This is a genomic window from Lelliottia sp. F153, from assembly GCF_002870005.1.
GTDB classification, from domain to species: Bacteria; Pseudomonadota; Gammaproteobacteria; order Enterobacterales; family Enterobacteriaceae; genus Enterobacter; species Enterobacter nimipressuralis.
Map to the genome: position 1 here is coordinate 186,313 of NZ_PKFT01000004.1, position 12,994 is coordinate 199,306.

Below are 12,994 nucleotides of genomic sequence, written 5' to 3' on the forward strand. Positions count from 1 at the left end.
TTTAGTTCCTGAATATTTGTGCTTCGTTAAAGAAACATGCCTGATTGTCTTTTTCTGAAATGATCAGTGGATCAATTGGCCATTCAATTGCTAATTGACTATCATCCCAACGAATTGCTCTTTCATTTTCTTTAGAGTAATAGTTATTTGTTTTGTACAAAATTTCCGAGTCATCCTTGAGAGCAATGAAACCATGTGCAAAACCTTCAGGAATCCAAATCTGCTTTTTGTTTTCAGCGCTGAGTTCTACACCAACCCAATGCCCAAAAGTTGAAGACCCTTCTCGGATATCGACTGCAATATCATAAATTGCGCCATGTAAACAGCGGACCAATTTTGCTTGTGCAGAAGGCGAAAGTTGATAATGCAGCCCCCGTAAAACACCTTTGGATGATCTAGAATGGTTATCCTGAACGAAATTTATTTGCCTTCCAACAGCTTGCTCAAAGACCCTTTGATTAAAACTTTCAAAGAAAAAACCGCGATCATCACCAAATACTTTCGGTTCAAAAATCAAAACATCTGGAATATCAGTCTTAATCACATTCATTAATTAATAACCTTTAATCATTTTCAGCAGGTACTGACCGTATGCATTTTTCTTCAACGGCTCTGCCAGTTTCTTAACCTGATCAGCGTCGATAAAACCTTTACGATACGCAATCTCTTCCGGGCAGGAAACTTTCAGCCCCTGACGCTCTTCAATTGTCGCAATAAAGTTACTTGCCTCGATCAGGCTCTGGTGTGTACCGGTATCCAGCCAGGCATAACCGCGTCCCATCATGGCAACTGAAAGACGCCCCTGCTCCAGATAAATACGGTTGATATCCGTGATTTCCAACTCACCGCGCGCAGAAGGTTTCAGGTTTTTCGCCATTTCTACAACATCGTTATCGTAGAAATAGAGACCCGTTACGGCATAGTTACTCTTAGGCTCCAGCGGTTTTTCTTCCAGGCTGATGGCCGTACCGTTTTTATCAAACTCCACAACGCCATAGCGTTCGGGGTCGTTAACGTGATAGGCAAATACCGTTGCACCAGCATCTTTATTCAACGCAGCTTCAAGTTGTTTTGGCAGGTCATGACCATAGAAAATGTTATCGCCCAGCACCAGCGCGCAGCTATCGTCACCAATGAACTCTTCGCCAATAATAAAGGCCTGCGCCAGACCATCAGGACTAGGCTGCACTTTATATTGCAGGTTCAGCCCCCACTGGCTGCCATCGCCGAGCAGTTGCTCAAAGCGCGGCGTATCCTGCGGTGTACTGATGATCAGAATATCTTTAATTCCCGCCAACATCAGTGTCGACAATGGATAATAAATCATTGGTTTATCATAGATAGGCAGCAATTGTTTACTTACCGCCATTGTCACAGGATAAAGACGAGTGCCAGAACCACCAGCCAGAATAATACCTTTACGCGTAGTCATCATTTTTCTCTATAAACGCAAAATGCCCTCTAAAGGGCATTTAAAATAATTAAATAGATTGAGCGGTAAACAGCTCAGCGAGCATACGTTTCACGCCAATATCCCAGGACGGCAATACTAGATCAAAGTTCCGTTGGAACTTTTCGGTGTTCAGGCGTGAATTTTGCGGTCGTTTTGCCGGAGTCGGATACGCTGATGTCGGAACGGCATTCAATTTTTCGATTGCCAATTCAATACCCGCTTCTCGAGCTTGTTCGAACACCAGTGCGGCGTAGTCGTACCAGGTTGTGGTATTTGATGCTACAAGATGATACAGCCCCGCCACTTCGGGTTTTGCCAGCGCCACTCGAATAGCGTGCGCGGTACAATCAGCTAACAGCTCAGCTCCCGTCGGGGCACCAATCTGATCGTTGATCACTGACAGCTCAGTCCGCTCTTTTGCCAGGCGCAGCATCGTTTTGGCAAAGTTGTTCCCTTTACCGGCGTATACCCAACTGGTGCGGAAAATTAGATGTTTAGCACAATTCGCCTGCAGCGCATTTTCGCCGTTAAGTTTAGTCTGACCATAAACGTTCAGCGGTGCCGTTGCATCGGTTTCCTGCCAGGGCGTCTCGCCGTCGCCAGGAAAGACGTAATCAGTGGAGTAATGAACAACCCAGGCACCAATCTTGGCAGCTTCTTTTGCAATCGCTTCAACACTTGTTGCATTCAGTAGCTCAGCGAAATCTCGCTCGGATTCGGCCTTGTCCACCGCGGTATGTGCGGCTGCGTTGACGATCACATCAGGCTTAATCGCACGCACCGTCTCGGCAATACCTTCAGGATTGCTAAAATCACCACAATAATCTTTGGAATGGACATCCAGGGCGATGAGATTACCAAGGGGAGCGAGGGCGCGCTGTAATTCCCAGCCCACCTGACCTGTCTTACCAAACAGGAGAATGTTCATTACTGACGCTCTCCATAATTCTGCTCAATCCAGGTTTTATAAGCGCCACTTTTCACGTTATTCACCCAATCCTGATTGCTGAGATACCATTCCACTGTTTTGCGGATCCCGCTCTCGAACGTTTCTTGCGGTTTCCAGCCCAGTTCTTCACCAATTTTATGGGCATCGATTGCATAGCGGCGGTCGTGTCCCGGACGGTCGGTCACATAAGTGATCTGATCGCGATAGGAGCCGTCTTTCGGTACGATTTCATCCAATAAATCGCAGATGGTATAAACGACATCAAGATTTTGTTTCTCGTTATGGCCGCCAATGTTGTACGTCTCACCAGGCTTACCCTGAGTGACAACGGCATAGAGAGCACGGGCATGATCTTCAACATACAGCCAGTCACGGATCTGATCGCCTTTGCCATAAATCGGCAATGCTTTACCGTCCAGAGCGTTGAGGATAACCAGCGGGATCAGTTTTTCCGGGAAATGATAGGGACCGTAGTTGTTAGAACAGTTAGTCACAATTGTTGGGAAACCATAAGTACGCAGCCATGCGCGAACCAGATGATCGCTTGACGCTTTGGACGCAGAATACGGGCTGCTCGGCGCATAAGCCGTTGTTTCAGTGAACAGCGGCAGCTCGGTGGAAGCCAGGTGCTCATCAGGATGGGGCAGATCGCCATACACTTCGTCAGTCGAAATGTGGTGGAAGCGGAATGCGGCTTTTGCATCTTCATTCAACGCAGACCAGTATGCGCGCGCGGCTTCCAGCAGGACATAAGTCCCGACTATATTGGTTTCGATAAATGCAGCAGGCCCCGTAATGGAACGATCCACGTGGCTTTCAGCAGCCAAATGCATGACAGCATCAGGTTTGTGCGCAGCAAAAATGCGCTCCATCGCCGCTTTATCGCAGATGTCTGCCTGCTCAAACGCGTAACGCTTGCTGTCACTCACTTCTGCAAGTGATTCCAGGTTACCGGCATAGGTCAACTTATCAACGTTAACCACTTCATCCTGGGTATTTTTAATAATATGCCGCACAACTGCAGAGCCAATAAAACCAGCTCCGCCAGTAACAAGAATTTTCACGTTAGCTATTCCGTTGATTGAATATATCGGGATATTGATGTTCTGAATTCAGAGTAATATGAGCGAAAACAGAAAATATGCACGCTACCGCCCCTGGCTTAACAGCTACCAGTGCACTGAGTAGATTCGCAAGATGTGTTCACTTATGGTCATTTTTTGGGCGTCAGACGCCACTGGACAACCATAGAAGTCCGTTAATTGTCGTCCTTATCGGCGTTAGAAACAAGTAGAAATCCTTATCAAGTCGCCCAAAAAAACATCAGCTAACTTATTGTAATATGAGAACTTTAAAAACAAAAAACGGCAACGAGCATTCTTGAGGATTTGCCTTCACTCAGAATGATCGGTTGCCGCTACTTTCGTGCTGCGCGCTTACGTGGCCTGTAGAATCACTCGCTCGTCAGCAGTTTCTCAATGCTCTTACGGAACTTCGCCCCTTCCTTCAGGTTGCGCAGCCCATAGTTTACAAACGCCTGCATATAGCCCATTTTCTTACCGCAGTCGTAGCTGTCACCGGTCATCAGCATCGCATCCACCGACTGTTTTTTCGCCAGTTCTGCAATGGCATCCGTCAGCTGAATACGGTCCCAGGCACCGGGTTCCGTTTTTTCCAGCTCGGCCCAGATATCAGCGTTCAGTACATAGCGGCCTACTGCCATCAGGTCAGAAGCCAGTGTCTGCGGCTGATCGGGTTTTTCGATGAATTCAACGATACGGCTCACCTGCCCTTCTGAATCCAGCGGCTCTTTGGTTTTAATCACAGAGTACTCAGACAGATCGCCTTTCATGCGTTTTGCCAGCACCTGGCTACGGCCCGTTTCATTGAAACGCGCTACCATAGCGGCGAGGTTATAGCGCAGCGGATCGGCTGAAGCGTTGTCCAGAATGATGTCTGGCAGCACCACGATAAACGGGTTGTCACCGACAACCGGACGCGCGCAGAGAATGGAATGTCCAAGACCCAGCGGCTGTGCCTGGCGCACGTTCATGATAGTCACCCCTGGCGGGCAGATAGACTGCACTTCGGCCAGAAGCTGACGCTTAACGCGCTGCTCAAGCAGCGCTTCGAGTTCGTAAGAGGTGTCGAAGTGGTTCTCTACCGCATTCTTGGAAGAGTGAGTCACCAGAACGATTTCTTTGATCCCTGCAGCAACAATCTCGTCGACGATGTACTGGATCATCGGCTTGTCAACGATCGGCAGCATCTCTTTAGGAATCGCTTTTGTGGCTGGCAGCATATGCATGCCCAAGCCCGCTACCGGAATGACTGCTTTCAAATTAATCATTATTTCTTCCACCTTAAAATGGTTGACGAATTATAGACTCTTACCGGAAAACAGCCTAGCTGAAGAGTCCTGATAAACGTCGCATGCGAATCACATTCTAACGAATACTCACTTAACTTACCCTTTACACGATAAGGTGAGAGCCAGAATTATCGGAATCCTGCAGGATAGATGTTACTCCACCTGTTTTTCCGAATAATCGTAGCTACAAGCCACTCATTCAGATACAAATGTGATGTCATCCTTTTTCTCGTGGACGAACTCGTGTTTCAACGTACGATCGAGACCCTGAGAAAGGGTGTAGGGTGCTCTAAAGCCAGAACTATGCACTTTCGTTGCATCGAATTGCGTTGTGGCACAGAACTTCTTAACACGAACAGAACTGATAGCGTACTTTTTGCCCGTAATTTTGCTCAATACGTCAAAGCAATACCCGCCTAACATACCTAATGGGTAAGGTAGATGAACCGACGGGATTTTTTTGCTCAGACTTTTCTCAACTTCTGCTACTAGCTGATTCATATTCAGATCAGGCTTGTCGACATAGTTATATACGTCATAGCCAGGCTTGACATTCGTGAGCTTAAATTTAATAAACTCAACGATGTTGCCAACATAAGCCATCGATTTATAATTCGTCCCTGCTCCAACCATGGCAAATTTACCCCCTGCAATTTGCTTCAGCAGATTGTAGACATTACCGCGGTTGCGCTCGCCGAAGATCACAGTTGGTCGAACAATGGTCAGAGAGCGTTCCTGAGGCGCTTTATCGAACCATTCACGCAACACCTCTTCCGCCTGCCATTTGCTCTTTCCATAATGGTTGAACGGGTCTTGCTGATGAGTCTCATCCGGATTCACTTTATTGAGTCCGTAAACGGCGACGGAACTGGTAAAAATGATGTTGTTTACATTATTTTTTTCCATTGCTGCTAGTACGTTACGCGTCCCCTGAACATTGACATCATAATAAAGTGACGTCGGGCTAACGTCATCGCGGTGCTCAGCAGCAAGCAGCACAACGGTGTTAAATCCAGCAAGCGCCAGGTCGAGTTGTTCCTGATTGCGAACATCACCAGACACAGTGATCTCAGGGTAAAAATGACTTTGTTGCTTGTCGAAATTGGTCACATCGAAATTTGCCTGAGAAATCTCAATCAGACGGGTCCCAACAAAACCAGATGCGCCAATAAATAAAACTTTATCGTTCATAAACCACTCAATAAGTTAGATGTAGAGCGTCCTCTGGTCATTTATACATCTATTCCCTGAGGTGCCAGCCTGTAGACCAGATAAACTTCAAACAGTAATGGCACGGATTATAGCCCCTAAGAAGAGTGACTTCAGTAACAAATTCTTAGGGGCTACGGTATTTTTGATGCAGCAGAAAAGTTATCTTTGCTTATGAGGAAGTGAAAAATTCAGCCTCTCCACATTCACCACCTGCTGATCCACCCGGTCGATATCCACCGAACTCTGCCCTTTTTCATTCACCGCATGGATATTTGCCAGTGAAAGCAAGGTCTCATCTTTCGCCATAAACTTGCCGCGCACGTCTTTGCGCAGGTCAAAATTCATCTTCAGCGCGGGCCCGACTGTCGCCTGCTGCATCACGTTGATGTTGCGTAAAAACAGGTGCTGCGGTTTGTTGTGCAACTCAAGCGTCGCGCGCTGCATCTCCACGTTGGTGATGGCGACAAATGAGGTCGCGTTGCCCGATGAAATCTGTATGCCGCGCAATTTGTACGCCAGCTGTCGATTATCCAGGCGGATATTGTTGAGCCTGAAGTTTTGCGGAATCGACAGGTAATCGCCCTTAACCACCCCGTAGCCGATCAGCATCCCGGCGCTGTTGACCATATCAACATTATCGATGACAAAGTTATCGCAGCCATAAATCGCCACCGTGGCGTTATCAATCCCGGCTTTTTTACTAAAATCCGGGGTGATGTTTTTGGCTTTCACATTACGAATAATAAAGTGCTTACCGTTTTCCACATGCACCAGTTGCCGACAGTTACTGCCCGTAATGTTCGCCACCACAAAGTTCTTCACGGTCTGCTTTTCCGGGTAGTCGTTATCGTAGGTACTCCCGGCGAGGCCAATACCGATGCCCCAGTTAATCTTGCCGTTGGTACAGTTGATATTGTCGATCACATGGTCAGAGATCAGGATATTGCGGTCGTTAATGGCGACGTTCCATTCGATCGCATCGCCTTGCAAATGGCTGAAACGGCTGTTCGTGATCCGCGCGCCGTCGACCTGATTATGGAATCCCTGACGCAGAATGGCGTAGTTGGCCTGCGACACGCTGATGTTATCGATCAGCAAATTCCGCATCACCCGCGGTTTTTTACCGCCGATGTAAATCTGCGTCACCGGGCCAAAGCCGCTCATCGCCAGCCCCTGAATCACGCAGTCAGAGCCGCGCACATCCAGGGTGATGTTTTCCGTGCGGCCCTTCCCTTCGCCGATCACTTTGCTACCCTCTTGTAACACAAAGCGCCCACGCCCGTTGCCGGTGAGCGCCCCGCGAATCAGCAGGGTTTTACCATCGGGGATAAATATTCCGGTGTTGATGTTCTCGCAGGTGAGTCCCGCCGGAACCACCACCGTATCGCCGTCGACAAAGGCCTGCTTAAAAGCAGCGATCCAGTCCTTGCGATTGTACTGACTGACATCGACCGTGCCGCTGCCCGCCGCGCGTGCGAGACGTGACGTGAGCAACGGCGTCGCGGCCAGCAGCGAGCAGGCGGTCACAAAGTTGCGTCGGGTTATTTTTTTCAGCATACCACCTCGGCTTATAGCGTTTGTAACAGGCTCGCTAACTGACGATTTATTACCTGCTGATTAAATTCGGTTTCGACTTTTTGCCGCGCGTTATGCAGCACCGGCGCCAGCTCCTGCTGGTCGATATCGCTGAACGCGGCCAGCCTGTCGGCAAGCGCGACCGCGTTATTTTCCGGCACCAGCCAGCCGGAATGGCCAGGCTCAATCAGCTCCGGGATGCCGCTGTGCACGGTGGAGACCACCGGAATACCCACCGCCATCGCCTCCATCAGGGCCACAGGAATGCCCTCCATATCGCCATCCGCACCGGTCACGGACGGCAGCAGGAACACATCGGCGTCGTCGAGCATGGCTTTGACTTCATGACTCGGCTTAAAGCCCGGCATCTCAACAAAACCTTCCAGTTGGTATTGCTCAATCAACGTGCGCAGGCGACGCTCCCACGGGCCAATCCCGAGAATACGGTAGTGAAAATCCACCCCACGTGCCCTGAGCTGACGGCAGGCTTCAATCGCCACGTGCAACCCTTTTTTCTCGGTGAGACGCGCCACAGAGATAATTTGCAGCGGTTTACCCGGCACTTTCACCGGGCGCTGGGTAAAGCGCTCCATGTTCACGCCCATCCGCGACACGGTAATTTTATCGGACGGACAGCCCATGGTTTTCAGCCGTCCGGCCCAGAGTTCGCTGATCGGCAGCATCATGTCGCCGCGACGAAACAGCTGCTGATATTCACCGGTGTAATGGTTCAACACTTCATGGCTGGAGATGTCGATCCCGTGGAAAATGGTCGCGATTTTGCCGTCAATCACCCCCAGCTCGCGCAGTTTTGCTGCCGTCACGCCTGCCGGGCCAAAGTGGGCGATAAACACATCGGCGCGAAATGGCCGGGCCGTTTGCCCGCGAATCGAGGAGAGGATCAGGTTGCGCGCTTCAGCGCCGTAGCGGGAAACGTTGAGCGCCCGCCAGGTTGATGTGCGATGCAGCCCGCGCAGCGTCTGGCCTGCACGAAAGCGCAGCTTCGCCAGGCGGCCCTGTGGCTCATCCTGCAGCCAGCGGGTTTTCGCCGCAAGATCATACTGCGTCCAGGCCGCATGGGTATTCTGCGTATCGCCCTTTTGCAGGGCGACAATCTCCACGTCATATCCCATATCGATAAACGCGGTGATTTGGTTCAGCACAAAGGTCTCCGACGAGAGCGGGAATTTCAGCAAGAAGAAACCAACCTTCATTTGCCCTCCCCGATGCGGTCGAGGACGGATTTGACCATATTGATCCCGTTTTCCCGCTCGGCTTTCACCGCGTGCGCCAGACGTTCATTGATTGCCGGAAGCTGGCCGAGCGTATCGCCCACCATCGCGCCCAGGGAACCGTCCAGCAGATGGCGAATATCCACTGCCATCTCCGGCATGCCCAGCTGCTGCATAATGCCCGCCGATTTGTGTTCATAGTTGATGGCGATAGCCGGTGTGCCAAAGTTCATGGAGATAATCGCAGAGTGCAGGCGCGTGCCCACCGTCAGGTCACAGGCGGAAAGCAGCTTGCCCATCTCCAGATCGTTAAGCTCATCCATCACCACGTGGTAGCGCGACGGATCGTTTACGAGGTTGCGCAGGTTCAGCGCCACCATCCGGTCATCTTTGTTGTAGCTGTCGATCCCGGTACAGGTGGAGAGCGCCAGCACCTGATAGCCGCTGTCGAGCACGCGATTCACCACGTCGGCAAACGCCTGCTCGTACGCCGCCTGAGTCGTGCCCAGACGCTTATCGAACGGCGCCAGTTCACGCAGGGTAATAGCGACGGTTTTCTGTTTGGCCGCCACGTTCAGCCAGTGCTGAACCGCATAGCTGGCCTCAAAGTTATCGTTCTGATGATCCACCAGCCAGGCCGTATCCACCCCGTGCTCAACTTTCGAAGTATCAATTTCGCTGCGCTTCATCAGATCCAGACTCACGGATTCGCGCAGGATTAACGCATCACAGTGGCCAAACACATAGTTCGCCAGCTGGTTAAACTGCGGGTCCTGGAATGGCCCGACGCTGTGACCAATCATAAACAGCGGCTTTTTCGCCATAAAGGTGCAGAGCGCATGTTCGAACTGCGGCACGCCGTACAGATCGACAAAGAACGACCCGCCAACCTGAATAATGGCGTCATAGCCCGACAGCAGGCGCACAAAATCGGTAAACCCCTGGGCGATAGCAATGTTGCGCAGCTTGCCGGTGTCGGTGACACGCGACAGCAGCACCTGATGCTGATAGCGGCGACGCAGCACTTTTTTCACGCGGCCCACAACGCCTGCGGCAGTGTTGTGCTGTTTCATCTGGCTGTAGAGCGGATCGCCCATCACCGGGCGGTTGAGTAACCACGACGAGCTCACCGGATAGCGGCTCATCACATCCACTTCTGTCTCAGGCTCGAGTGTGTTAATGGCATCCAGCAGACCGCGCAGAATGGCGCTATCGCCACGGTTGCCGCAGGTATGGTTGCCCAGAATCAATAATTTCATAATGACCTCTTAAAAAAAATCAGCCTGCACGAAGCAATGTTTTCATTTTTTCGCTGCGACAAAACTGGCGCTTCATCTCAACCACCAGCGCATTACGGGACAGCACAATCATCACCACAAACGCCAGCGCACCGGCGGCGATCTGCACCGCCAGCAACGCGCCCAGCGGCAGATGTCCGTTGAGCACAAACCCTAATCCGTAACTCACAGCCAGCGTCGGCAGCGACAGATAAAACGGCAGCCACAGGCTCAGGATGTACTGGCGATAGCTGGAGCCAAGCACCGGTTTAATCATCACGAAGTAGCTCAGCACGGTGTTGATTATCTGCACCAGCAGGAAGCCAAGCGTTACGCCAATCGCGCCCGCCATGTGCCCACCGACGATAATCGCCGGAATAAACAGGAACGTTTTAAAGACGTTGAATTTGAAGCTGATATCGACGCGCGCTTTGGCCATCAGCAGTGAACCAATCGGGTTACCGACGGAACGCAGCAGGCCCACCACGCACAACAGCTGCAGGATCGGGATAATCCCGCTCCACTTCTCGCCAAACACCAACGGAACAAAATTATTGGAGACCACCATCAGCCCGAGCAGCGCCGGGAAGTTAATAATCCCCACCACCGACAGCAGCTTGTAGAAGTTCACGCGCAGCTTGTCCGTGTCGTCCTGAATTTTGGCGAACGCCGGAAACAGCACGCGGGTAATGATCGGGTTGAGTTTCATTGGCGGAACAACCGCCACGTTGTACGCCAGGTTATAGCCACCCGCGACGCTGGCACCGAGAATACGTGCCAGCACCAGCGTGGAGAGATTGGTATTCACATAGTTGATAATGCTGTCGGCAGTCAGCCACGCGCCGAAACGCAGATTGGAGGAGACAGACGCCAGCGAAAAGTGAAAACCGGGACGGTAAATCTTTCGGCCAAAGAAGCCGAACAGCAGCGTACGCACCGCCGTATTGACCAGATACCCGAGGATCGCCGTCATCGCCAGCGGCCAGAAATGGGCGCTGACCACGGTGAAGGTAAAACCTGCCAGCACCGAGGTAGTCTCGATCATGCCGATCTTGTTGAATTCCAGCTCTTTTTGCATCAGCGCGCGGAACTGCTGACCGTGCGGGATCACCACAAAGGCAAACGACAGGGTGCGGATAAGCGGCGCGAGATCCGGGTTGTTCAGCACATCGCCGATAACATCACTCAGCAGAAACACCACCACAAACACCGCAATCCCCAGCCCAACGTTCAGCCAGTAAAGCGTCGTGAGTTCAAGATGACTGATCTCTTTGCGCTGAATAATCGAGTTGGCAATGCCGAAGTCCGACAGGGTATCCGCCAGCGCGATAATCACCAGCGAGACCGTCAGCAGGCCAAACTGGTGATTATCAATAATCCGCGCCAGCACCGTCATCTGCACCAGCCCGAGGCCGATGATGATGATGGTGGCCATCGCCGACCACTTGGCCCCGCTGATGGTTTTTTCACGTAAACTCATGACCACTCCTTTAAGCCTGTTCCATCAGGCACTTAATACGCGGCTTTATTGACAAAGCCCTTAAAGATGGTCAGAAACACGATTTTGATATCGAACCAGACGCTCCACTCGCGGATGTATTCCAGATCGAATTCAATGCGTTTTTCCATTTTTTCCAGCGTATCGGTTTCGCCGCGCCAGCCGTTGATTTGCGCCCAGCCGGTAATGCCTGGCTTCACTTTGTGACGCAACATGTAGCCCTCGATCAGCGCACGGTACTGCTCGTTATGCGCCACCGCATGCGGACGTGGCCCAACAATCGACATTCCGCCGGTCAGCACGTTGATAAACTGCGGCAGTTCGTCGAGGGACGTGCGGCGCAGGAAGTTGCCCACACGGGTGACGCGCGGATCGTTCTGCGTGGCCTGAGTCACGACCCTGTCGTTTTCCATCACCTTCATCGAGCGGAATTTCCATACCATGATCGGCTTGCCGTCCATCCCGTAGCGGGTCTGGCGGAAGATCACCGGGCCTGGCGAGGTGATTTTGACCGCCAGCGCAATGCCGCACAGCACCGGGGAGATCAGCAGCAAAATCAAAGAGGAGAGCACGATATCTTCTGCGCGCTTGAGCAGACGGTTGATCCCGGAGAGCGGCGTGTCATACAGCGGTACCACCGGCACGCCGTTCACTTCTTCAATACGCGAGTGCAGAATGTTGAAGGTAAACACGTCAGGGATCAGGATCACCGAGCAGGTGGTGTCGGCCAGCTCACGCATCAGGTGTTTGATACAAGACTCTTCGCTCATTTTCAGGGCGAGATAGACGTTGTGAATTTTGCCCGCGCGCGCATCTTCGATCAGCTGGTCGTAGTTACCCGCCCAGTCCGACGTCACGCCGCCCGGTTTGGCATCGTGATACACCCCCACCACGTCGAAGCCCAGCCACGGCTCTTTGCGAAAACTGTCCAGCAGCGCCTGCCCCACGGGCAGATCCCCGGCCACCGCCACGTAACGCTTGTTATAGCCGCGGTTACGCAGCCAGCCTGCGATAAAGCGGATCAGGGAACGGCAGACCACCATCCCGACGCTGGTTAACGCGTACCAGCAAAGATAGGTTTTCAGGCTGTTATCAAAGTCGCTGCTGAATGCCACCAGCCCGGCGCTGAAAATCAGGCTTAAGGTCCAGTTTTGCAGAAGTAACATCAGCTCGGTGGTGATTTTGACGCCACGGTAAGAGCGATAAAAATCGGTCATCCCGCCGATCATCTGAAAGACCACCAGCGCCAGCAGCGCCATCAACAGATGCATGTATAAAAACGACAGGTCGCTTAGCTGACACACCACCCACAGCCCACCGAACATGATGGTGATATCAGAAAAACGCTGCACCATAGAGATTAACGATGCATTCGTTTTGGCTCGCTCGCGCTTTTTTAGATTTGTCATCGTTGTTCCTGTTATCGG

At 51.7% G+C, this 12,994-nt stretch carries 11 protein-coding genes; all 11 read right to left on the reverse strand.

Annotated features, from left to right (window positions below; genetic code table 11):
* Nucleotide 1 precedes the first annotated feature (1 nt).
* The 11 genes from rfbC to wcaJ all read right to left on the reverse strand — a co-directional run bounded on the left by rfbC (nt 2) and on the right by wcaJ (nt 12,976).
* Nucleotides 2–550 carry a dTDP-4-dehydrorhamnose 3,5-epimerase gene (rfbC, locus tag F153LOC_RS12950; protein ID WP_102104080.1) on the reverse strand — a complete coding sequence of 183 codons (549 nt, stop codon included), beginning with the start codon at nt 548–550 and terminating at the stop codon, nt 2–4.
* A gap of 3 nt (nt 551–553) precedes the next feature.
* The gene (gene rfbA, locus F153LOC_RS12955; RefSeq protein WP_102104081.1) at nt 554–1,432 is read right to left on the reverse strand and encodes a glucose-1-phosphate thymidylyltransferase RfbA; all 879 of its coding nucleotides are present in this window, start codon (nt 1,430–1,432) and stop codon (nt 554–556) included.
* A gap of 49 nt (nt 1,433–1,481) precedes the next feature.
* Nucleotides 1,482–2,381: a dTDP-4-dehydrorhamnose reductase gene (gene rfbD / locus F153LOC_RS12960; RefSeq protein ID WP_102104082.1), complete on the reverse strand. Its 900-nt coding sequence runs from the start codon at nt 2,379–2,381 to the stop codon at nt 1,482–1,484.
* The gene (rfbB, locus tag F153LOC_RS12965; RefSeq protein ID WP_102104083.1) at nt 2,381–3,466 is read right to left on the reverse strand and encodes a dTDP-glucose 4,6-dehydratase; all 1,086 of its coding nucleotides are present in this window, start codon (nt 3,464–3,466) and stop codon (nt 2,381–2,383) included. The genes rfbD and rfbB overlap by 1 nt, the downstream gene beginning before the upstream one ends.
* 389 nt (nt 3,467–3,855) lie before the next feature.
* Nucleotides 3,856–4,752, reverse strand: coding sequence for a GalU regulator GalF (galF, locus tag F153LOC_RS12970; protein ID WP_102104084.1), 897 nt, complete (start codon nt 4,750–4,752; stop codon nt 3,856–3,858).
* A gap of 216 nt (nt 4,753–4,968) precedes the next feature.
* On the reverse strand, nt 4,969–5,964 hold the full coding sequence (locus F153LOC_RS12975) for an NAD-dependent epimerase/dehydratase family protein (protein ID WP_102104085.1): 996 nt from the start codon (nt 5,962–5,964) through the stop codon (nt 4,969–4,971).
* 180 nt (nt 5,965–6,144) lie between these two features.
* Complete coding sequence (wcaM, locus tag F153LOC_RS12980) at nt 6,145–7,542, reverse strand: colanic acid biosynthesis protein WcaM (RefSeq protein WP_102104086.1); 1,398 nt, start codon at nt 7,540–7,542, stop codon at nt 6,145–6,147.
* Between the two features lie 11 nt (nt 7,543–7,553).
* On the reverse strand, nt 7,554–8,774 hold the full coding sequence (gene wcaL / locus F153LOC_RS12985; protein WP_102104087.1) for a colanic acid biosynthesis glycosyltransferase WcaL: 1,221 nt from the start codon (nt 8,772–8,774) through the stop codon (nt 7,554–7,556).
* Complete coding sequence (wcaK, locus tag F153LOC_RS12990) at nt 8,771–10,051, reverse strand: colanic acid biosynthesis pyruvyl transferase WcaK (protein WP_102104088.1); 1,281 nt, start codon at nt 10,049–10,051, stop codon at nt 8,771–8,773. Before wcaK ends, wcaL begins: the two co-directional genes overlap by 4 nt.
* A 19-nt stretch (nt 10,052–10,070) precedes the next feature.
* Nucleotides 10,071–11,549, reverse strand: a complete 1,479-nt coding sequence (gene wzxC, locus F153LOC_RS12995) for a colanic acid undecaprenyl disphosphate flippase WzxC (protein WP_102104089.1) — start codon at nt 11,547–11,549, stop codon at nt 10,071–10,073.
* Nucleotides 11,550–11,581: 32 nt separating this feature from the next.
* Nucleotides 11,582–12,976, reverse strand: coding sequence for an undecaprenyl-phosphate glucose phosphotransferase (gene wcaJ, locus F153LOC_RS13000; RefSeq protein ID WP_100779619.1), 1,395 nt, complete (start codon nt 12,974–12,976; stop codon nt 11,582–11,584).
* Between the last annotated feature and the right edge of the window lie 18 nt (nt 12,977–12,994).

Excerpts from the sequence above, each read along its gene's own strand:
- wcaL (WP_102104087.1), bottom strand. The coding sequence starts at position 8,774 with ATGAAGGTTGGTTTCTTCTTGCTGAAATTCCCGCTCTCGTCGGAGACC.
- rfbA (WP_102104081.1), bottom strand. The coding sequence starts at position 1,432 with ATGACTACGCGTAAAGGTATTATTCTGGCTGGTGGTTCTGGCACTCGT.
- wcaJ (WP_100779619.1), bottom strand. The coding sequence starts at position 12,976 with ATGACAAATCTAAAAAAGCGCGAGCGAGCCAAAACGAATGCATCGTTA.
- rfbD (WP_102104082.1), bottom strand. The coding sequence starts at position 2,381 with ATGAACATTCTCCTGTTTGGTAAGACAGGTCAGGTGGGCTGGGAATTA.
- wcaM (WP_102104086.1), bottom strand. The coding sequence starts at position 7,542 with ATGCTGAAAAAAATAACCCGACGCAACTTTGTGACCGCCTGCTCGCTG.
- F153LOC_RS12975 (WP_102104085.1), bottom strand. The coding sequence starts at position 5,964 with ATGAACGATAAAGTTTTATTTATTGGCGCATCTGGTTTTGTTGGGACC.
- wzxC (WP_102104089.1), bottom strand. The coding sequence starts at position 11,549 with ATGAGTTTACGTGAAAAAACCATCAGCGGGGCCAAGTGGTCGGCGATG.
- rfbC (WP_102104080.1), bottom strand. The coding sequence starts at position 550 with ATGAATGTGATTAAGACTGATATTCCAGATGTTTTGATTTTTGAACCG.
- wcaK (WP_102104088.1), bottom strand. The coding sequence starts at position 10,051 with ATGAAATTATTGATTCTGGGCAACCATACCTGCGGCAACCGTGGCGAT.
- galF (WP_102104084.1), bottom strand. The coding sequence starts at position 4,752 with ATGATTAATTTGAAAGCAGTCATTCCGGTAGCGGGCTTGGGCATGCAT.